Below are 21,745 nucleotides of genomic sequence, written 5' to 3'. Positions count from 1 at the left end.
AAATTCTAATGTGTTTATTTTTTCATTAGAAGAGAACCATAAGTTTTCATTATCAGTAAGTTCGTACCAATCAGTTGAAACACTTCATGCGATCTCACTGCAAAAGCTACAAGCACAATTAATTAATTTTATTAATAATAATGAATTATCGACAACTATTAACTCGGTAACGCAGATTAACCTTTTAGGTAAAGACTATTTCCTGCATGCAAAAACTATCTCTGACGTAGATAATTTGGGAGTCGCACTTCTGGTTTCTATCAGCGATATAAAAGTGGTTAATAAATCTAGCTGCGCTGTTCTGACTTTAGCTGCAGAAAACTTAACTCTTATTTATTCCGAAGAAAATCGGAAACCAATTCAAGAAGCTGATTCGTTAACATCACCATTACAGATACCTGATGCAATAAACTTACAAAATTTCATTAATGCTTTTGATGAACACATTTGGATTAAAAACCTGAGTGGACAATATGTTGTATGCAATGAGAGTGTCGATTTAGCGTGGAATAAATCCCATTCTGATATTATTGGAAAGTATGATGACGAGTTGTTTGGCAGCGAAACAGCTGAGACTTTTAAAGATGGCGATTATCGAGCAATTAAAGCTAATAAACCGATTGTTGTTGGAGAATGTGAAAGAATTGATCATCAACAGAACAGCCATTGGTTAGAGACTATTAAAGCGCCGCTCTTAGATAAGGATAATGACCTTGTAGGTGTTATCGGTATAACACGTAATATTGGCCGTCATAAAGAAACACAAACACAACTGATGTTAGCTGAAAGTGTATTTGAAAATACCGTTGAAGGTGTACTGGTCACTGATAGGGATGGCGATATTACTGAGGTTAATACTGCATTTGTTAATATCACAGGGTTTAGTCGTGAAGAAGCTGTAGGCAAAAATCCGCGTATTCTAAATTCAGGAAAACATGATAATTTATTTTTTTCTCAGATGTGGAATACTTTACTGGTTAAAGGTAAGTGGCACGGTGAGATTTGGAATAAACGTAAATCAGGTGAGATATTTCCCCAATTAGTAACGATTAATGCTGTGTACGGGCAAAAAGACGAAATCAACTTTTTTGTTGCAGTGTTTGCTGATATTTCGGAACAAAAAATCACTGAAGAAAAATTGGCAAACTTATCGTACTACGATCCGTTAACCCAGCTTCCAAACCGAGTGTTATTTCGCTCGAAATTACAACAACAAGTAGACAGAGCTTTTAAACAGCAAACACAACTTGCTGTAGTATTTTTTGACATCGATTTCTTTAAACATATCAACGATAGTTTAGGTCATAACATTGGTGACAAATTATTAATGGAAGTGGGCCGTCGGCTCTCAGAACTGAAAAGTGAACAATGTTTAGTCGGGCGCCTCAGTAGTGACGAGTTTGTAATTTTATTGACTGATCTCAGTCAAAATGATCTGTTCATTAGTCAAATTAATCAAATCAAAGCATCTATAGAGCAGCCATTTAAATTAGAAGATAAACCATTAATTAGAATTACATTAAGTATGGGGGTTTCTGTATTCCCTAGTGATTCTTTAAACAGTGAACATTTGTTACAGAATACTGATACGGCCTTACACATAGCTAAACAAAGTGGACGCAATAACGTCACTTATTATGATTCGGCTATGACTATGAATTCAGTTGAGCACGTCAAGATACAGAGTGCACTCCATGAAGCTATTCAAGAAAACCAATTCCATTTAGTGTATCAGCCCAAACTATCGTTAATCACTGGAAAACTGGTAGGGCTTGAAACACTTATTAGGTGGGAACATCCTGTATATGGATTAATCTCACCAGCAGAGTTCATACCTATTGCTGAGAAAACCGGTTTGATCCATGAAATAGGGCAGCAAGTACTCATTATGGCTTGTAAGCAAGGTAAGCAGTGGTTAGATGATGGTTATCGCTTTGGTCATTTAGCTGTTAATGTAGCGAGTCTTCAATTTCAGCGTACTAACTTTATAGATAATGTTGAATTGATCCTCACTGAAACAAACTTTCCTGCAGAATTACTCGAACTAGAAATGACTGAAAGCTGCATGATGTATGAGCCAGAGCGAGTTATCTCAGATTTAAAACGTCTAGGTGATTTAGGTATTCAATTATCTGTAGATGATTTTGGAACAGGTTACTCATCACTTAGTTATCTTAAGAAATTACCCATTAATGTTTTAAAAATTGATCAGTCTTTTGTGGCTGATATTCCGTTTGATAGTAATAATACGGCTATTGCCAGGGCAATCATTGTGCTTGGTCATGCATTAAAGTTAACCGTAATTGCTGAAGGAGTGGAAACTAAAGAACAAGCAACTTTCTTATTAGAAAATGGTTGCGATCAAGCTCAAGGTTATTATTTTAGTAAGCCTCAACTAGCGACGTCTTTAACAGCACAATTACCGAATAGATAATTCGATATCGAAGCGATAAGTTAGTATTTCTTTCAATTTATATAAATGCTCGACTTAAGTCATCTCCTTTGATGAGCTATTTTGTTCAAGCTAGGTTCAATTTTATGAACATACATGCTTGAATATAATCAACAAAAAAGTTTTATCCCCCTTTAGCATAGTGATGTTCAATTGTTTCTTGCTGACTGATTTTCGATAACATATCGAAAAAAACATGACCTAAATCTTGATTTGATATGTTCTGTATGTGTGGCCTCAACTCGTCTAATGATAATTTAAGGCCAGCTCGTTGTGCATAATTCAACGTCGCTAGCATATGTGATATTAATACTTGCTCATCTTCAGCCATTGAAGCGACGCCTCTGTCTAAACCACTCGGTATTATTGAACGTTTTGGAAGTGGTGTTCCATCTGGCAATAACGTTTTATCTGTTGGGTTTAGTTGGTTAGGTTTATTGATAACATTCAATGGCATTAAATTGAACATTTTAGCCTCGATTTCCTTTAGAACGACCTTTTTGCTGATGATCTTCTGGTACAGCGACGAGTTCATCGCCCATCAGTTGGCAGATTGCAGTGATTTCATCCCCTCTAGGAGTTGTGATAGTCACTTCATCTAACTCATTTTTGTCTTCACATATGTCAAAAGCTTCTTGTGGAGGTTTACGCATCTGACGGCGATCTTCTTCAGCAATGGCTCCTGAAATACAACATAGGGTAAGGCTTAATAATGTCATGCTACTTAGTGTCTTAATCATTTTAATTTCCTTTAATTTATTCGTTACCAGAGAAGAATAGCAATTAAGCATGTAGAAATTGTGCAGAAAACAAGGATTTTCGATGGTTTGGTAGTGAGATAGTATTTTGATGGATATACTAATAAGTAAGCTATGTTCTTTAATGTATTTGCTGAATATTCAGATTTTTTTGGTCAATTTTCCTGTCGTAAAATTTATTGACTAACGGAATAACTGTTTAGCGTTCAGATAATGAAGAAGTATTAAATTAATTTCAATAAGGCACCAACTGGTTAGGTTGAATGAAAATATCTCAGAAACTTTTTTTAGCATTTATTGGTCTGACGAGCATAGTCTTAGTTGCAACATTATCTCTTGCAAGGTGGAGTTTTGACCAAGGGTTTAGCAATTATATCCATTCCCTAGAAGAAAATCGTCTAACCCATTTGTCAAAATCACTTACCACTTTATACAGTCAATCTGATTTTAATTGGAATAACGTGACTTCAGAGCAATATGAAAGACTATTGAGTTTTTTCATTCCTGATATAGCGAAAATAGCAAAAACTGACAGAAAAGGTCCTCCGCCAAGAGCTGGCTTCAGAGAAGGTCGGATTAAACCTCCTCCTTCTGCCTCTGGCGATACTAGGGCAGGGATCGCACCACATCTTCGAAATCCTGAAAGACGGGGCCCTCCGAGAAGAAACGGACCACCAACAGCAATCTATACACCGGATGGAGTGCTATTGGCTGGCGAGACATTCGACAGTCTTGAGGAGAAAATAAGCATCCCTGTTACTCATGATGGTGATGTGATAGCTATTTTGTATAGCAACCCAAGAGTAGAGGTTGATAGTCAGTCTGCTCAAGCTTTTTTTGAGCAACAATTATGGACTAGTTTATGGATAGGACTGTTATGTTTAATGTTAGCGAGTTTAATTTCTTGGGTGCTTGCTCGCTTACTTCTTTTGCCAGTAAAAGAAGTAATAAAGAGTATATCTCATCTATCAAAAGGCAATTATTCAGAGCGCTTTAATGAAAAACGTTTAGATGAATTAGGTCAATTAATGAATGATATTGATCTTCTGGCGATGACGTTAGATAAAAATCGTACTGCTAAAAATCGATGGTTTGCTGATATATCCCATGAGTTAAGGACACCTCTTAGCATTTTATGTGGAGAAATTGATGCTATAAAAGCAGAGATTAGGCCTTTTAATCAGGTCCAGCTTAAATCATTAGAACAAGAGGTTATGCGGATTAAGCACTTAGTTGATGATTTATATCAACTTTCTTTATCAGATTTAGGTGGTCTTAAATATCATTTTGAACCTCTTAACATCACAGTCTGTATCACAGAAACATTGAACTCATTAATAGATAAGGTATCGGAAAAAGGGCTATCAATTAATTTCATCAACAGTGAAAAAGTGATAGTCAATGGCGACAAAATGAGGTTGCAACAACTGTTTACTAATGTTGTTTTAAATGCTGTTGCTTATACAGATAGTCCTGGTCATATCGATATTGATCTAATTGAAGAGTCCGCTTCATTGCTTATTTTAGTTAATGATACCAAACCCAGTGTGCCGCTTGATGACTGCGAAGTATTATTTGATCCTTTACACAGGCAAGACAGTTCAAGAGCGAGAAGAAATAACGGTGCTGGTTTAGGGTTAACCATTAGTCGTAATATCGTAGAAGCTCATAGCGGCAGTATTACTGCAAGACCATCAAATTTAGGTGGTTTATGTATTGAAATCATATTACCAATATTTAAAGAGTCTCATTAACTATGAATGTTAGTCACCCCAAAATGAAAGTATTAATCGTTGAAGACGAACCTAAAATTGCTCAAGTACTCGTTGATTTTCTTACACTTGAAGGTTTCGATACTCTTGTACAACACGATGGACAGATTGCGGTAGAAACAATTAAGCAAGGGGTGGCTGATTTTGTCATTTTGGATTTAATGCTGCCTCATAAAGATGGTCTAACAATATGCAAAGAAGTGCGTCAATTTTCCCAAATCCCGTTACTAATGTTAACTGCTAGAGTAGAAGAGATTGATCGCCTAATCGGTTTAGAAATTGGGGCAGATGATTATGTATGTAAGCCTTTTTCTGCAAGGGAAGTTGTTGCCAGAGTAAAAACAATTCTTAGACGAGTTGAGGCTGTTCCTCAAGCAAGTGAAGATGAAATTGTCTATAAACATCTTCTCATCAATATTCAGCGCTTTAAGTGTAATGTATCCAGTGTTGAAGTGGATTTAACCCCTGTAGAATTTAGATTACTGCACACCATGCTCAAACGCCCAGGTGTCGTGCATTCCCGCGATAGTCTCATGCAAGTGTGCTATGTCGATGACAGAGTGGTGAGTTCACGAACAATTGACAGTCATATAAAAAATCTTCGCTCTAAACTGACATTAAATAGCACTCAATGTAATCTACTTCATTCAATTTACGGTGTTGGCTATAAAGTGGAGTAGCCATAATTAATGACTTTGCATTACCAAGTTTAAAGCAAGAAATCTCAATATTGGGTCTTTTTGAATAAACTCAGTTTGTTTTCTCGCGCCTAGGCCTGCTTTTGTTTAGAATAGCCTTGATAAAATCACTCTCTTTAGCCATCGCTATTTGGGATATGTTAACTGAGGCGGACTGTTTTTCTGCCTAGGAGCCTTAATGCAATTGTTCGTAAAAGATTTAACCGTTATCGATTTTTCCTATTTATGTCCGATACGCGGCATGGTCGGTGAGAGCTGGATTGTTGACGTCTTACTTGATGGCGGCTTAGATGAGCAAAATATGGTGCTTGATTTTTCTAAAGTCAAAAAAACCATTAAAAATACCATTGATGACGTTGCTGATCATCGATTATTGATCCCCACAGCTTGTAGTGAGGTACGTTGGCAACAAAAGGGTGATCGCGTTTGGATGGATTTTTCTAGTAAATTAGGTGATATTCACCTTGCTTGTCCATCTGAAGCATTTGCACTTGTTCCAACTGAAGTCATCGACTTTGACAGTGTAAATTCATTTCTCATTAAAGCATTACGCGAAGCTTTGCCAGATAACGTCGAAGGTATAAGCCTTACGTTGCGTAATGAAGTGTTAGATACGCCTTATTATCATTACACCCATGGCTTACGTAAGCATGACGGCAATTGTCAGCGCATCGCTCATGGTCATAGAAGTCCGATCACCGTATTTGAAAACGGCATTGCTGCGCCAAATTGGGATCAATACTGGGCTGACAGATGGCAAGACATTTATTTAGGCAGCGAAGAAGACGTTGTTAATGTTTCAACATTGGAGTTATCAAAACAAGCGAATGTTAATGATAAAAGCCATTATGGATTTCATTACCAAGCTCCACAAGGTGACTTTCAGTTAGCCATGCCAAGAGATTGTTGTGACATTATTCCTCATGACACCACCGTTGAGTTACTTGCTCAATTTATTGCTGAAACTATGGCAGCTAAAGCGCCAAGTTCTGACTTTAAAGTTATTGCATTTGAAGGTATTGGCAAAGGCGCTATCGCAGTAAAGTAATCAGTGAACCATTGTTAATTTAAGCAATGAGTGACTTAATCCAGTGACTCATTGCTTTTTATTATCTACAGCCGTTGGCAGTTTGTCATTCCTCTACAGTTAGTTCTTTATTCATTGTTAGTTATTCATTGTTACTATTCCTACTAATCAATTATCTATTGATTTTTTATTGCGCAACATTAATTATTTTAGGTTATATATGATGTTTTTATTTCAGTTGTAAATTTGAATAAAACGCCTTAAGCCCTTAGTATTTAAATCATAATAATTAATTGTATTCAAACTCTTTAAGGTTAAACATGGCCGCAAAACAATTTAATCGTATCTATCCAACATCTATATTGGCTCTTGTATTAATGGCTTTTAATGCCCAAGGCGAAATTCAATTAGACGGTATATTCGAACAAGGCGCTTTAGTTCGAGGATCTGTGCCAGCAGGAAGCGTAGTAAAGCTAAATGGTGAAGAGATAGGAGTGACACCGCAGGGTCAGTTTGCCATTGGGTTTGAAAGAGAAGCGAAAGCAGAGCAAATGCTTGAAGTGGTTTATCCTAGTGGTTTAACTGAACTCAAGCCACTGAGTATAGCGACTAAAGAATATAAAATTGATCGTATTACGGGGATCAGTAAAAAAATAATGAAACCCAACCTAGCCGCTCAAGAAAGGGCTGCAAAAGATTCAAAGCAAACAAGAGCAGCAAGAAACACCTTTAGTGAACAAACTTCGTTTATGCAAGATTTTATATGGCCAGTCACAGGTCGAATTTCAGGGGTGTACGGCAGCCAAAGAGTCTATAACGGAAAACCTGGAAATCCACACTACGGTGTAGATGTTGCGCGTCCAACAGGTACTGTGGTGGTTTCACCTGCTGATGGCGTTATTACCTTATCTGAACCTGATATGTTTTATTCAGGTGGCACTATGATAATCGATCATGGTTATGGTATTAATTCGACGTTTCTTCATTTAAGTAAGTTATATGCAAAAGAGGGTGATGTGGTTACTCAAGGTCAGCAGCTCGCAGAGATTGGCGCCACAGGACGAGTAACCGGACCGCATTTAGACTGGCGGTTAAACTGGTATCAAATGCGTTTAGACCCAGTGACAGTCGTACCACCAATGACAGAAGTACTTGCGGCCGAAAAAGCTGTTAAAAACAAATAAAAATCATGGATTATTGGTTACTAGTTAATACTAAATTGCCAAAAATTATTTAGACTTTATCGCTATTCCAACAATCGGTAATAGCGATAAACGGTTTTAATTAACTTTCGCTAGCAATAATGGCTTCAATGCTTTGTGGATGAACTTTTACACATATTCCGTTCGATTTGAAAGCAATTGTCGGATTTGCTAAACGCTCATTATCGCCTTTAGGTGAGCTTTGTTTCACTTTAATATCGGTCACGTTATCATTAATTATATCGCTTATATCGGGTACTACAGAGACTAGATCTGCAATTAACTGCTCGCAAGTTAATGCTGGTGATGGAAAGACTAACTCAACATGCTCCCAACCTTCTTGTGGATACACTTTGTCAGATGGATAAGGCAGTTCGACACAATTAACATCTAAACCTTCAAGGGATAATGGCTTATTTAACTTGATTATCAGGATGGGGCGGCCATTAATCATATTATTAGAAATAACCTGACCGTGTTGTTCAAATTCTTGGCTAAGTTGTGTTGCAGCTTGGTGACTATTTACTCGAAGTGCGCAATGGTCACATTCCAATTGTAAGCTGTCTAACCCTAAGCGTTGAATAAAGGTGGTAATGCGCTGACTAAAATCAGGCCAGTTTTGAATTAACTGGTCGTAATGCATAAAGGTTTCCTGTTACATCGTGAAAGGGGAATGATATCGATTAAGGCCAAATCTCAATGGGAGTGCCTTCTTCAATTACGCGCCAAAGCTCGTCCATCTCTTTATTGGTGACTGCAATACAGCCATTGGTCCAATTATACTGCTGGGCTTGCTCTGGTGTTAGTGAAGAATTAGGGTTTTGTCCATGGATCATGATCATTCCGCCAGGGCTGACGCCTAATGCATTAGCGCGTAATCTGTCTTCTTCGTTTGGGTAGGAGATATGAATCGATTTGTAAAAGGCGCTATCAGACTTTTTGTAATCTAAAATATAACGGCCCTGAGGAGTACGTTGATCGCCTTCTTTGACTTTATGTCCCTTTGGCGCATCTCCCATAGCAATTTGATATGTTTTAATTATTTTTCCTTCATGATAAATCGACATACTAGATTCAGATTTATTCACTACCACTAAATCGACTTTTGAGCTGGTTAACTGGCTGACAGAGCCATAGGCAAAGGGTGCGCTGAATATAGCCATGAAAATAAAGCATTTAACCAAGTACATGAAGTCTCCAATAAGCGGTTTTATAGGTTTGCGGTGTTAGCTTGTATTGTTAATAGTGTTAACATGAGTATCACCGATTAGGCAATTTATCAGAACAGCGATTAATTGCGATAATAATTTGAAATTTTTTAAAGATAATACCGTACTTTTATCATGTATGCGGGATTAAATTCTCTGTCATTACTGAGTGAGCTATGACCTTAGAAGAAAAACAAGATACCCCATTTAAAAAACAAATAAGAACGGTGATTTTCGGCACTGAAACCCGTTTAGGGCGCTGGTTTGATATTGGGTTAATGATCTGTATTTTACTTAGCGTATTGCTGATAATTTTAGATACGATAGAAAGCTATCATCAGCAATATGGCCAAGTTATTTACTATGCTGAATGGGCATTCACTTGGTTGTTTACAATTGAATATCTTTTGAGGTTATATGGTTCAGTGAGTCGATTGGCGTATATGCGTAGTTTCTACGGTATTGTTGATTTACTGTCGATTCTACCAAGCTTTTTAGCGTTGATATTCCCAGGAGCGAACGTATCTCTCGCTTTCAGAATACTGCGTTTATTCAGAATCTTTCGCGTACTCAAGTTATTACGTTATTTAAGTGAAGGCAATTTGCTGTTAAAAGCGATGGTGCAGTCAAGAAGGAAAGTGTTTATCTTCTTCTTTTCGGTTAGCCTGATCATTATGGCGTTGAGTGTCGTAATGTACGTGGTAGAGGGACCTGCTAATGGGTTTACCTCTATTCCTAAATCCATGTACTGGACGATTGTGACGATTACCACCGTAGGTTATGGCGATATCACGCCCCAGACCAATTTAGGTCAAGCAATAGCCTCATTTACTATGTTAATTGGTTATTCCATTATTGCTATTCCAACGGGGATACTTACCGCTGAAATCTCCCATGAAATGGTCGCTGAGCGAGATTTACGAAAGTGCAGTAACTGCGGTACTCGCGGTCATCATTTACAAGCATTATATTGCCATCATTGCGGTAGCGAGTTAGAGCAACAAAATTCAGAAGGGAACTCATGACCGAAGCTAAGTTTGTTCAAGGCTCGATTTTACGTCACATATTAGTGATGAGCTCTACTGCTGCAGTAGGGATCTCAGCGCTGTTCGTGGTCGATTTACTTGATATCTTTTTCCTAAGTTTATTAGGAGAATTAGAGCTTGCTGCTGCAGTGGGTTATGCAGGCGCGATTTCATTTTTTACCACATCGATAGGTATCGGTTTATCCATTGCTCTAGGCGCCTTAGTGTCACGAGCGGTGGGAGCAAAGAATTTAGTTCTGGCAAAGCGCATGTTACTTAACAGCGCAGTGGTGTCATTAATTACCAGTATCGTAGTCGCAGTAACCGTATTTATTTTTATTCCCGAGCTGTTAGCGTTAATTGGAGCTAATGGTGAAACTGCAATTTTAGCAGAAAGTTATCTACGTATATTAGTACCATCATTGCCCTTTATTTGTTTAGCAATGGCACTAGGCGGTGCTTTAAGGGCTATTGGTGATGCCAAGTTGTCTATGATGTCGACGCTTGCAGGTGGCGGTGTTAACTTAATTTTAGACCCAATTTTTATCTTTGCTTTAGGCATGGGGATTGAAGGCGCTGCTGTGGCATCAGTGTTTGCCCGCATTGCGGTATTTATCATTTCGGCTCGGGGAATTGTGGTTAAGCATAAAATGCTTGGTCAGTTTAATCGCCAGCATTTTATCGAAGACATCAGGACTATTTTTGCCATTGCATTGCCTGCGATGCTTACTAACGTCGCGACCCCAATAGGTAATGCGGTTGTGACTAAAGCGATTGCTGATTTCGGTGACAGCTATGTGGCAGGTTGGGCGGTATTAGGACGATTAATTCCTGTTTGTTTCGGAATGATATTTGCGCTAAGTGGCGCTGTAGGGCCTATTATCGGCCAAAACTATGGCGCCTTGGAGTTTGGCCGAGTAAAAGAAAGCCTGACAAAAGCGATTCAATTTTGCATCGTGTTTGTATTAGGTGTTTCTATTTTATTATTTGCACTCAAACATCAAATAGTTGCTGCGTTTGATATGCAAGGTGAAGCGGCTGAGCTCATTGTATTTTTCTGTCAATATATTGCTATATTTTTTATTTTTAACGGTATTTTGTTTGTTGCTAACGCATCGTTTAATAACTTAGGTAAAGCCAAATATTCCACCTTTTTTAATGTAGGTAAAGCTACCATTGGCACAATACCTTTTGTGTATTTTGGGGCTCAAATTGGTGGAGTATATGGGGTGTTGATTGGTCAAGCCCTTGGTTCGATTTTGTTTGGCCTGGGTGGTGTGTGGGTTGGTTATCGATTAATAGATAAAATTACTGCGAAATCGCATCAGCAACCAGCAATTGAGCCGGTATCAGAAGATGATGAAATAGAACTTGAAATGAGCCCAACGTCATCGCCACAGTCTTCTTCATACATTCAGTTAGCTCAGCTTAACGAAGAGCCTTTATGTGAAGAAATCATTAGAGATGGTGACTTAGACAATCCGTTATCTTCAAAAGATAAATGATCTAACACTCATTAAATTTATTGCTAGTATTTTAAACTAAAACTTCAGATTAGCGCTTTAGGCTACAGATTATTTGATTTAAAACTTAATTGTTTATGACAAAAAGCCCCACAATCCTATTCAGGTTTGCGGGGCTTTTTATATTCTGTTTAAGCACAAGAGCTTTATACTTAAGAGCTTTATGCTTCAGAAGCTGGCGCTTCAGTATTTTCAGTGCTTGCTTCTGTTTCAGCAGCTAATTTTTGCTGCTCTTCAAGTTCCATCTGAGCGCGCACGGCTTTAGAGATGTAACCCACCTTTGGATTTTTTTGCGGGTTATCTTTTACTATCTTGTTTTGCTTAGCTTTAGCCCGCTTGGCGGTCTTTTTGATCATCAGCTGTTTTCTGTTCATGGTCTATCTAACTCGCTTAAATGTGCCGCTGGCACTTGTATAACTTAAAACAGGTAGCCAGTACTATCGCTCTGTATGATTGGTAAGTGCTGGTCACATGTTTTTGAAAATGATTTAAGGTAAGTTTAGCTCAAACTGGCAGGAGGTTATAGTTAAACCCTTTATTTATCGTAGTTCACGGGCTTTTTATTCAATTACCACCGTCCTTGTAAACCTTTAGTTAATAATTACGGCTAAACTTTTCAATGTCTTCAGGTGTCGCACCATCATTGCATTCGCCACGAACTTCGCCGCGACCTTCACTGATACTTTTATTGAGAACAATGAACCCCTCTTTGCAGTAACCCGTCATATCAATTGTTTTCTGTAAGCCTAAATCCACTTGTCGGCCCCACAAGTCCAACAGATCCTGACGACGCTCTTGTCCGATGGCATAACTGCGGGCATCTTGTCGACGGCGATCAACACGTTGCTGGTGCGGCAATGGATCTTCAATACCACGATCTGTTGCTGTCGCGACTTTAGCTTGGTAAGTGAAAAGTTTAATACCTTCGCCTTTGATGGAAGTAGTGAATCTATCTTTAAATTTTCCAGCGTAAGCTTCAGGTTCTATAGGTGCAGAAGAGCAAGCAGATAACAGTAGCAAACTAATAAATAACGTAGGGTACTTTGGCACCAGTAATAATCCTTTATAAAACTTAAAATAGAAACGATTCATATTAAAACGAAAGTGGCAGTCATTGATAGTTTTTACAGATATTTACTATGTTAAAGAGGATATTAGTGTCTTTAGAGTGTGGTAGTAAATGATTAAACGTGTGCTTTTGAGTCAACGTCAACTGTGTGAATGTTTGTAGCCATCATTTTTAAACTTAAGTGTACTGGGCTTAACATAAAACTCAGTACACAAAATCTATCTAAAGTAGTTTAAGCGTATTGCTTTGATAAATAAGCAATGATGTCATTTGACTCGTACATCCATTGAGTCTGACCATCTTTTTCAATTTTTAAACAAGGAACTTTTAACTGACCACCTTGTTGAACAAGTTCTTGCTTATTGGTTTCTTGTTTAGCATCGACAGTGACAATATTCAGTCCTTGACGACGAATTGCGCGACGAACTTTTACGCAGAACGGGCAAGCCGCATATTGATATAAGGCTAATGCTTTAGTCTGCTCATCTATTTTTGCTTGCTCTGAAACAGGGCGTTGGAATTTTTTGCCTGGGAATAAAAAGTTTACTAACAGGATAATGCGGCCAAGTAGCCAACGAATTACAAACATACCACTTCCTTTAATAATCGAATTTAACAAAACAGTTAAAAACAGACGTCTAAATATTATCTAAGTTAATTTTCAGCGATAGTTTACGTGATGTTGTTCACAGATAATAGTCATCTGTGAATAGAACCCAAGTTAATGCTGATTAAACCGCCAAAGACGTTTGTTTCAGGGTTGAGCGAGTGAAATCTCAGCCCTATGTTTTATGGTTCTAGCTATGTTTAGTTCGCGTCTAAAGTCAGTAAGGCTTGTGCATCTGTTTGGTCCATATGCACTCGACTTTCTAATATAAACACACGACTAGGGTCAATATTTGCTTGGTCAACTAAGTAGGTTTTGACGACTTTAGCTCTTTGCTGAGCTAATGTGCCTAGTTTGGACTCATTTATATCTTGTTGGTTTAAGCTGAAGTTATACAAAGCAATAAGCCAGCGCGCATTAAGCTCGGTAGCTTCAATATCAGAATTTTTTTCAGTGAGTTCTTGTTTTATCAGTTGCGGGTCTAATTGTGTTTCTGATTGATATACCGATATCAACGCATCAGTTATAGCACCTTGTTGAGGGAACTGGCTGGCAGATAAATCAGCAGGCAATGCTGAAACTTCAACTCCTGCTTGAGTGGCTAATTTTTGATGCAGTTGTTGCTGTTGTAAGGCAAATTGGTCATTGGCTAAATCTACGCCACCTTTAATATTAAGCATTAATAACGGGCGATCGTTAAGAGCCTTAGCTAGTGAGGTTAAAGTAGCTTGTTGGTCTTCACTAATGTCAGCAAGTCCATATTGAAATCCAATTTTGTCCATTTCATCTTCATCACCGCCAACAAGTCCTGCTAACAATGAAAAGGGGGCTGTAATAGCTTTAGTGATGACATTAGTTATCGCGGTCATCACAATGCTACCAAAGCTAAAACTTGGCGAATCTAAGTCGCCGTCTACATTGACCCCTAAATCTATGACGCCATGTCTGTCTTGTAATAGCGCAATGGCTAAGGTGATAGGTAATGATGTTGCAAGAGAGCTATTACTCGGTTTTCCTAGTTCTAACTGGTCTATGACTAGATGGTTACTGCCTACCAGTTGATTATTTTCTAGTTGGTATTTAAGTGCCAAAGATAGTTGGCCTTTATCAATGTAGTAACCTGCATACGTACCTGAGTATGGGTTAATAGAAGTTAGTTCGACTTTGTTGAAGGCAAAATTTAAATCCAAATATGGGTTTTTCAATAGTGGATTTACATCGCCCTTTAAAGTGACTGGAGCATATTTATCGATTTTTCCAGCTAAATTAACCGAGGCTCGAGTTTGCGGATTAGTTGATATATGGGCTATTTCTCCATTTAGTTGCTCAATGCCTGAAGCGAAGTTGGGGGTTAAAGAGTTATCTGCAAAGAATGCAGAACTATCTTTAATACCAATACGTTTTATATCGATAGCAAAGGCTGAGGTTAGATCGTCATGTGGCTTTTCAGTTTCGCCTTGTTTAGCGTTTGTGGTTACCTCGAGTTGAATATCGTCTGAGTTATCAGCTCTTTCGCCATTTACAGTGCTGTTATCTGAATCTGCAGGTTTAGCCACTAAGTCAGCAATATTGGTCGTTCTGTCTTCAGAAATGATCAAGCGGCTAAATAGGCCATCAAATAGTATTTCATCTATCGCTAATGACCGACCTAAGTTATCGAAGGTGAGGGCAGTTATGTCCATTAACTCCCAATTCAGCAAAGGTTGCTTTAACAAGTTATCACTTATCTTAAGCTGATTAACTGAAGCTTGGCCTTGATAAATAAACTTCTGATCTGCATTAGCACTAATGTGACCTTTAGTATTAAAGAGCCCCGACTCTAGTGTCACGTTCATAAATGGCGCAATATAGGGTTGGAATTTGGTTAAATTGACCTTTTGGTAATCAATATCAGCCTCTAAGCTTAAGAGGTTGGCATCAAATTGACCTTGCGAAATGAACTCACTTTGATCGTTTATTGAAAGTGATAATTGATATTCAATGGGTAACGACAAGTCAGACTTGATTGTTTGAGTTGAAAAATTAATATCAGCAATTTTCCAAAAGTTAGCGGTTTTATTGGCCACACTTTCAGTTAATTCAAATTGATAATCTTTAAGCTCTAACGCATGCAAGGTGACAAGCCAAGTTGGTGTATTTTCAGCTTCATTTTCAACAACTTCATTTTCGCCAGCTTTGCTTTCTACTATAGAGCTTGATGCTTCTTCATTTGTAGCCGTATCAACAGGCGTGTCAGAATTTGCATTTTCATCGACAAAAATTGGGGTGAATAAATCAACTAAGTTAACTTTATCTGGGTCTATCGTAATCCAAAAATCGCCATTAGTTGTTTGCAACTCTTGTATATCAACGGTTTGATTTTTCGTAGAAACAGCTATGTCATTTAAGGCAAATAAATCAATGGTCGTTACCTGGCGTTTTGCATCTTTTGCCACGATGCTATCGACTTTGATATCTGTATTTAAAATATTGATATTAAGCGGCGAACTATGTTGTTTCGCTTTTTCTGGTGCGTTGGGTACACTAACTGCTGCATATTGCATATCTTCTGTGATATCAAAAGTCGATGAAACATTGAGGTTGGCAGATTGCAATGACACCTTAAATAACGATTCAACAAAGGACCAATATTGAGTTAAGTCCATGGAATCTATTGATACTTCCCCTTTGGCATCAAGTGGTGCTAATTGGGTTTGAGTTTTGAGTGTTATCTGACCATTTTTATCATCGGCTATCATCAGCTTGAGTTTATTGGCATCTGGAAATTCAGCTAATAAAGCATCGGTTTTAAAGTCGGTCGCAGATAGGGTAATGTCGGGATAAAGTAACTGAGTGTCAGTGAGCTTATCGTTTATCTGTAAACTTGCGTTATTAAAGGCAAATTGATTGATATGAATCGCTATAGGCTCTGAGGGTTCGTCTATTTCGCTATTGTTGTCTTGTTCTGGGGTGGCTTTTACGAGTTCAGCGGCTCGATTATCAAACGTTTTAATAATGTCGGTAAAATTAAATTGATATCCTAACTTTGCACTCGTTTCTGCCGATTGGGTGAGTGCAGTTAAGCGTTCAATAGAAAGCGCTGTACCATCAATCATTAAATAATCTAAGCTGACATTAAGATTAAACAAGGAACGCCAAAACATGATATCGACATCCAAGCTATCAAGGTGAAAAAATGCCTGCTTGTTGTCATCTTCATTAATCGTAAACTGACTTAAGCTCGCCTCGAAAGTAAAAGGGTTCACTTTTATGGCTTCAATACTGACTTGCCTTCCAAGTAACTCTGATAAAGATTTAGGTGCCTGCTTAGTAGCAATAAACGGAATGAGTAGCCCTAAAGTCAACACGAAAAGTAAATAAATGAATGATCCAATTATCGCGATTTTTTGATAACGGGGACGATTAATATAGGCTTGTTTTAGAGTAATTATCGACGGCATCATAGGGACGACTGCTTCTTGTTGGTTTAAGTCAGTAATTGTTTAGACATTTTAGCGAATTTAAGGTTCAGTTGTCCGCATGTTTTAGAATATTTCACAATTTTTATTCATTAGTTATTTTTAATGGACAAAAGTAGTATTTATAATTAAGCTTATGTATTAATGAACTTTTTAAGCCGTTTGTTGATTGGTATGGCTTGACTCTCTCGATTGTATAAACTAGTAAGTAAATACTTTGTTGTATGATTGTCACAAAGAGCATGTTGATATTGAATTAATATTCAAGGATGACCATCACACAGGCATATTGCTTTAAAACTACCATTTTCAAGGATGAAAGCATGCAGATTCGACTAGCTTCAGAGTTAGATACCATCGTTTTAGTTAATTTATTTGATGACTATAGGCAATCTATGGGATTTAAATCTGAACCTAAGAAGTGCCTTCAGTTTATTAAAACTCGTTTAGTTGAAAATGACTCAATGATTTTTATGGCATTGGAGCAGCAAAAGTGCCTCGGTTTTGTGCAACTTTATCCTTCTTATTCTTCATTGTTACTTAAGCCTGTTTGGTATTTTGATGATGTATTTGTTGAGGCATCTCGTCGTGGTGAAGGTATTGCTGCTCAGTTAATCGACAAAGCCAAAATGTTAGCTGCTGGAACCGAAGTCATGTTAGTTAAGCGGACTAAAGTGCTTGATAACGAACTCGAAGGAAGTTTATCGAATATGACCGGAACTGAAGGGATGTACTTGTACCATTCTGGTTTGTAGTTAAATTTATTAAATAGTCAGTAGCACATAGCCTTTGGAAATTGATAAAATGCCAGAGGTTTTTTTATGTCCGAGGATTTAAGGTTGAACAAGAGTTTAGTGACGAATGTCATTGCAGCAGCATTAGTGTTGATTGGCTATTTTGCAGAAATCACCATGGTATTTACTATAGGATTATTTGCCTTATCTGGCGCGGTAACCAATTGGCTAGCTGTGCACATGCTATTTGAAAAAATTCCTGGGTTATATGGTTCAGGCGTTATTCCTTCAAGATTTGAAGAGTTTAAAGCGGGTATTAAACATCTGATGATGGAACAGTTTTTTACTCAAGAGAATATAGATCGTTTACTGACTGAAAATAGCGCAAGCGCTATCGATTTAACCCCCGTAATAGATAAAGTGGATCTTGAACCGTCTTTTGACGCACTAGTGACGACAGTTGAAAACTCTTCGTTCGGCGGGATGTTATCTATGTTCGGTGGTACTGAAGCACTAATACCGCTGAAAGAGCCTTTTATTGATAAGATGAAACAATCACTGACAGAGTTGACTCAAAGCGAAGAGTTTAACCAAATTTTAATCAATGAGCTTGAGCAGCCTAATGTTATGGCTGATTTGCAAGATAAAGTGTCTAATATTGTTGATCAGCGTCTTGATGAATTAACTCCTGAAATGGTCAAAGATATTATTCAAGAAATGATCCGCAAGCATTTAGGTTGGTTAGTGGTTTGGGGTGGAGTTTTCGGTGGTTTGATTGGTGCAGTAGCGGCATTTTTGCAGTCGTAATTTATTATTCTGCACTTTTGAGTCTGCACTTTTGAATTAGTACTTTTAAATCAGAGCTTTTGCATTTAAGTTTTGCAACAGAAAGTTTGTACTTAAAGTTATAAATACTTCATTTTTCTGATAAAACCATGGTCTTAGATATTCTGGCCATGGTTTAGTCATTTATGTACAGCAATGCATGAGTTACTGCTGTTACATTCAAGTTCGACATCCTCTGATAATTATTCTATTTTGAACTAAGATCTAGACACTTTCAAAGTCTGAACAGAACGTAGAGCGAATTAGGGTGTGTTAGATATCACCGATATTTCGAAAAAACTCTTTATATCTTCAAACTTTCAAAAATATTCATCTTACTTAAGGGGTTACTTATGTCTCAACATCATAAAATTAACTACTTAGAAATTCCTGTCCTCGATTTAGTCAAAACAAAAGTATTTTTTACTGAAGTATTTGGTTGGCATTTTAAGGATTATGGACCCGAATATAGCTGCTTTTTGGATGTGGGTATAGATGGTGGCTTTTACCAAGCAGAGCAGGGCTTTAGCCTAAACACGGGCTGTCCATTAATTGTGCTTTATAGCCAATGCCTTGAAACCAGCGAGCGTAAAATTTTAGCGGCTGGTGGCGCAATTCTTAAACCTGTATTCAGTTTCCCAGGTGGTAAGCGATTTCATTTTGCAGATATTAATGGGAATGAATATGCCGTCTGGTCTGAATGATGTTCGCTCGCCATGTGTGGCTAATTGCTGTTTAAATGAAAATGATGTTTGTCTAGGCTGTAACCGCACTCATCAGGAGATTTTAGCCTGGCATAAGATGAATGACAGGGATAAAACAGCGCACTTAGCTGATTTGGCAGAGCGTGCGCGTTTGGTGAAGAAACCAGTATTTTTAGATGAATAACAGTTTGAAAGAATTAGGCTTAGCGTAATCGACTATTCAGAAGGTTACACTTTAAACATTACCTTTTCTTAAGCTTCAATTTCTGTTTTGAACAAGGTAAACCCTCGAGCTTGATAGTTTTTAAGCGCACTAGGGTGATCAAGCGAGCAAGTGTGCACCCAAACTCTTTGGGTGTTATCAAGAGCCCATGCTTGTTCAATGGCTTGGCTTAGTAAGTATCCGCCCATGCCTTTGCCGATAAATCGAACTCCAAGTCCAAAATACATAATCTCAACAGTGCCATTATCTTGTTGCTGAAGCTCAAAGTAACCGGCAGGGGAACCCTCAAAGTAGGCCACATACAAATGAAGCTTGCTATCTTGACTGTAATCTTGCCACTGCTTATCTGTCCAAGCCAGTTTGTCAGTCCATTCCCAAGCTGCGCCGACAAACTGATATAGAAAACGGTTAAATTCATATTGAGCAACTTCAGCTTTTGTCACTGTTAACCCTTTCGCATCAGTTTTAGCTTTTAGTTGATCGGCTGAATTCATTTCTAAATGAAAAATGGTCACATCAGACATAAGTTACCTATTGAAGAATAAAGCAGTATTGCTATTGAAAATGTGTGGTGAATTATCTGTAATCTGCATTAAAACAGCAACATAAATTAGCAAGTGAAAATTCTAAAGATCGATACAAAAAAGCCACCTTTATAGGTGGCTTTACTGAAATTAACTTAATAATTAATAAGCGCTGTCATGAACGTTTTTAACAGCTCGACCTGATGGGTCGTTAATTCCTTGTAAGCTTTCATCCCAAAGTAATGCTTCAGGTGTTGAACACGCCACTGTTTTGCCACCCGGTACCGTTTGCGCTGCAGACTCTAGTGGGAAAAACTCTTCAAAGAAACTGCGGTAGTAATAAGCTTCTTTAGATTCTGGTGTGTTATACGGGAATCTAAATTTAGCGTTGGCCAGTTGTAAGTCATCGACTTGCTCTGCAGCAATGTCCTTAAGACCATCAATCCAAGAGTAACCAACACCGTCACTGAATTGCTCTTTTTGACGCCATACCACTTCATGTGGCAATGCATGTTCAAAGGCTTCACGTAAAATGTTTTTCTCAATACGGCCATCTTTAGACATTTTTGCTTCAGGGTTGATGCGCATGGCAACATCCATAAATTCTTTGTCTAAGAAAGGTACTCGGGCTTCAAGTCCCCATGCTGCCATAGCTTTGTTTGCACGTAAGCAGTCGAACAAATGAAGTTTATCTAATTTACGTACTAACTCTTCATGGAATGCTTGTGCATTTGGCGCTTTATGGAAGTATAAGTAACCACCAAACAGTTCGTCAGCACCTTCACCTGATAACACCATTTTGATACCCATGGCTTTAATTTTACGGGCCATTAAGTACATTGGAGTCGCAGCACGAATAGTCGTAACGTCATAGGTTTCAAGGTGATAAATCACTTCTTTAATCGCATCTAAACCTTCTTGGAAAGTGAAATGGATTTCGTGGTGAATCGTACCAATATCGTCAGCGACTTTTTTCGCTGCAATTAAATCTGGTGCGCCTTCTAAACCAACAGCAAATGAATGCAGTTGCGGCCACCAAGCATCGGTTTCACTGTCGTTTTCAATACGACGCTTTGCAAACGTTTGAGTAATTGCCGAAATAACGGATGAATCTAGACCACCTGATAATAAAACGCCATAAGGTACATCAGACATAAGTTGACGTTTTACTGCAGCTTCTAGTGCATCTCGCAGCTCATCTTTACTTGCAGGGTTGTCTTTAACTGCATCATAGTCACGCCAATCACGTTGGTAGTACTCGGTTAAATCAGTATCTTCAGAATAGTGGTAATGACCTGGTTTAAACTCTTCTACAGTCTTACATACAGGCATTAGTGCTTTCATTTCAGAGGCAATGTAGTAGTTACCTAAGCTATCGCGGCCAGAGTAAAGTGGGATAATGCCCATGTGATCACGGCCAATTAAAAAGGCATCTTTTGTTTTATCGTAAAGAACGAAAGCAAAAATACCGTTTAGCTTGTCTAAAAAGTCTACACCGTATTCTTGGTATAAAGCTAAGATGACTTCACAGTCTGAGTTAGTTTTGTATCGGTACTTTTCACCTAACTCTTCTTTAAGTTGTTTATGGTTATAAATTTCACCATTTACTGCTAAAACGATACTGTCATCTTCGCTGATTAATGGCTGAGCTCCGTGGTCAACGTCAACAATGGCAAGGCGTTCATGGGCAAGAATCGCTTTATCATCAGCATAGATGCCAGACCAATCTGGTCCACGGTGACGTAATAGCTTTGACATTTCTAAAGCCACTTGACGCAGTTCTTTAGCGTCTGATTGAATATCTAAAATCGAAAAAATTGAACACATAATGTGGCTCCAGAAAACGTAAAACTAACTAAATAATCTTTATCTGAGATTTACTTTGACAGCATTTTAGGTAAGGTTCAATAGTGTTTTTTGAGCAATCCTCATTATT

The 21,745-nt window shown here is 38.1% G+C and carries 21 protein-coding genes; 11 read left to right on the top strand and 10 right to left on the bottom strand.

All coding sequences use genetic code 11. The features are described from left to right. Positions 1-2,434: EAL domain-containing protein (locus K5Q58_RS14315; protein ID WP_220754600.1), on the top strand; the 2,434-nt coding region annotated here is incomplete at its 5' end. A 142-nt stretch (positions 2,435-2,576) separates the two neighbouring features. On the opposite strand, the gene K5Q58_RS14310 is transcribed toward K5Q58_RS14315, so the two are convergent. Then, positions 2,577-2,921 (bottom strand): hypothetical protein, encoded by a 345-nt coding sequence (locus K5Q58_RS14310; RefSeq protein ID WP_220754599.1) that lies wholly within the window; start codon positions 2,919-2,921, stop codon positions 2,577-2,579. 1 nt (position 2,922) lies between these two features. Next, positions 2,923-3,192 (bottom strand): hypothetical protein, encoded by a 270-nt coding sequence (locus K5Q58_RS14305; protein ID WP_220754598.1) that lies wholly within the window; start codon positions 3,190-3,192, stop codon positions 2,923-2,925. A 281-nt stretch (positions 3,193-3,473) separates the two neighbouring features. On the opposite strand from K5Q58_RS14305, the gene K5Q58_RS14300 reads away from it, so the two are divergent. The 4 genes from K5Q58_RS14300 to K5Q58_RS14285 all read left to right on the top strand — a co-directional run bounded on the left by K5Q58_RS14300 (position 3,474) and on the right by K5Q58_RS14285 (position 7,891). After that, a complete protein-coding gene (locus K5Q58_RS14300; protein ID WP_220754597.1) occupies positions 3,474-4,964 on the top strand; it encodes an ATP-binding protein in 1,491 nt (496 codons plus the stop codon). 2 nt (positions 4,965-4,966) lie between these two features. Beyond that, positions 4,967-5,662 carry a response regulator gene (locus K5Q58_RS14295; protein WP_220754596.1) on the top strand — a complete coding sequence of 232 codons (696 nt, stop codon included), beginning with the start codon at positions 4,967-4,969 and terminating at the stop codon, positions 5,660-5,662. A gap of 196 nt (positions 5,663-5,858) precedes the next feature. After that, positions 5,859-6,728 (top strand): 6-carboxytetrahydropterin synthase, encoded by an 870-nt coding sequence (locus tag K5Q58_RS14290; RefSeq protein ID WP_220754595.1) that lies wholly within the window; start codon positions 5,859-5,861, stop codon positions 6,726-6,728. A 299-nt stretch (positions 6,729-7,027) separates the two neighbouring features. After that, positions 7,028-7,891, top strand: coding sequence for a M23 family metallopeptidase (locus tag K5Q58_RS14285; RefSeq protein WP_220754594.1), 864 nt, complete (start codon positions 7,028-7,030; stop codon positions 7,889-7,891). Between the two features lie 100 nt (positions 7,892-7,991). Here the strand turns inward: K5Q58_RS14285 and K5Q58_RS14280 are convergent, their stop codons facing one another. Both K5Q58_RS14280 and K5Q58_RS14275 read right to left on the bottom strand, forming a co-directional pair. Beyond that, the gene (locus K5Q58_RS14280; RefSeq protein WP_220754593.1) at positions 7,992-8,552 is read right to left on the bottom strand and encodes a VOC family protein; all 561 of its coding nucleotides are present in this window, start codon (positions 8,550-8,552) and stop codon (positions 7,992-7,994) included. Positions 8,553-8,592: 40 nt separating this feature from the next. Then, entirely contained in the window at positions 8,593-9,072 is a 480-nt protein-coding gene (locus tag K5Q58_RS14275; protein ID WP_259651348.1) for a murein L,D-transpeptidase family protein, read from the bottom strand. 221 nt (positions 9,073-9,293) lie between these two features. Between K5Q58_RS14275 and K5Q58_RS14270 the strand changes: the two genes are divergently transcribed. Together K5Q58_RS14270 and K5Q58_RS14265 are read left to right on the top strand one after the other, a co-directional pair. Next, positions 9,294-10,142, top strand: coding sequence for an ion transporter (locus K5Q58_RS14270; protein WP_220754591.1), 849 nt, complete (start codon positions 9,294-9,296; stop codon positions 10,140-10,142). Further along, positions 10,139-11,647 carry an MATE family efflux transporter gene (locus tag K5Q58_RS14265; RefSeq protein ID WP_220754590.1) on the top strand — a complete coding sequence of 503 codons (1,509 nt, stop codon included), beginning with the start codon at positions 10,139-10,141 and terminating at the stop codon, positions 11,645-11,647. Before K5Q58_RS14270 ends, K5Q58_RS14265 begins: the two co-directional genes overlap by 4 nt. A 179-nt stretch (positions 11,648-11,826) precedes the next feature. Here the strand turns inward: K5Q58_RS14265 and K5Q58_RS14260 are convergent, their stop codons facing one another. The 4 genes from K5Q58_RS14260 to K5Q58_RS14245 all read right to left on the bottom strand — a co-directional run bounded on the left by K5Q58_RS14260 (position 11,827) and on the right by K5Q58_RS14245 (position 16,784). Then, a complete protein-coding gene (locus K5Q58_RS14260; protein WP_220754589.1) occupies positions 11,827-12,039 on the bottom strand; it encodes a DUF2986 domain-containing protein in 213 nt (70 codons plus the stop codon). Positions 12,040-12,259: 220 nt separating this feature from the next. Further along, entirely contained in the window at positions 12,260-12,757 is a 498-nt protein-coding gene (locus K5Q58_RS14255) for a hypothetical protein (RefSeq protein WP_259651346.1), read from the bottom strand. Between the two features lie 209 nt (positions 12,758-12,966). Beyond that, positions 12,967-13,323 carry a glutathione S-transferase N-terminal domain-containing protein gene (locus tag K5Q58_RS14250; protein WP_220754588.1) on the bottom strand — a complete coding sequence of 119 codons (357 nt, stop codon included), beginning with the start codon at positions 13,321-13,323 and terminating at the stop codon, positions 12,967-12,969. A gap of 218 nt (positions 13,324-13,541) precedes the next feature. Continuing rightward, a complete protein-coding gene (locus K5Q58_RS14245) occupies positions 13,542-16,784 on the bottom strand; it encodes a DUF748 domain-containing protein (protein WP_220754587.1) in 3,243 nt (1,080 codons plus the stop codon). Between the two features lie 338 nt (positions 16,785-17,122). On the opposite strand from K5Q58_RS14245, the gene K5Q58_RS14240 reads away from it, so the two are divergent. From K5Q58_RS14240 to K5Q58_RS14225, 4 genes are all read left to right on the top strand, one after another. Further along, entirely contained in the window at positions 17,123-17,554 is a 432-nt protein-coding gene (locus tag K5Q58_RS14240; protein WP_220754586.1) for a GNAT family N-acetyltransferase, read from the top strand. A gap of 84 nt (positions 17,555-17,638) precedes the next feature. Further along, positions 17,639-18,340 carry a DUF445 domain-containing protein gene (locus K5Q58_RS14235; protein ID WP_220754602.1) on the top strand — a complete coding sequence of 234 codons (702 nt, stop codon included), beginning with the start codon at positions 17,639-17,641 and terminating at the stop codon, positions 18,338-18,340. Positions 18,341-18,711: 371 nt separating this feature from the next. Further along, positions 18,712-19,062, top strand: coding sequence for a VOC family protein (locus tag K5Q58_RS14230; RefSeq protein ID WP_220754585.1), 351 nt, complete (start codon positions 18,712-18,714; stop codon positions 19,060-19,062). After that, positions 19,037-19,246, top strand: a complete 210-nt coding sequence (locus tag K5Q58_RS14225) for a DUF1289 domain-containing protein (RefSeq protein WP_220754601.1) — start codon at positions 19,037-19,039, stop codon at positions 19,244-19,246. Before K5Q58_RS14230 ends, K5Q58_RS14225 begins: the two co-directional genes overlap by 26 nt. A 68-nt stretch (positions 19,247-19,314) precedes the next feature. Here the strand turns inward: K5Q58_RS14225 and K5Q58_RS14220 are convergent, their stop codons facing one another. Beyond that, on the bottom strand, positions 19,315-19,809 hold the full coding sequence (locus tag K5Q58_RS14220; protein ID WP_220754584.1) for a GNAT family N-acetyltransferase: 495 nt from the start codon (positions 19,807-19,809) through the stop codon (positions 19,315-19,317). A gap of 162 nt (positions 19,810-19,971) precedes the next feature. Further along, complete coding sequence (asnB, locus tag K5Q58_RS14215; RefSeq protein ID WP_220754583.1) at positions 19,972-21,636, bottom strand: asparagine synthase B; 1,665 nt, start codon at positions 21,634-21,636, stop codon at positions 19,972-19,974. Positions 21,637-21,745 lie beyond the last annotated feature (109 nt).

This window comes from Shewanella sp. KT0246 (assembly GCF_019654955.1).
GTDB classification, from domain to species: Bacteria; Pseudomonadota; Gammaproteobacteria; order Enterobacterales; family Shewanellaceae; genus Shewanella; species Shewanella goraebulensis.
The sequence above is the reverse complement of the archived record's forward strand: the minus strand, read 5'-3'. Positions and strand labels throughout refer to the sequence as shown.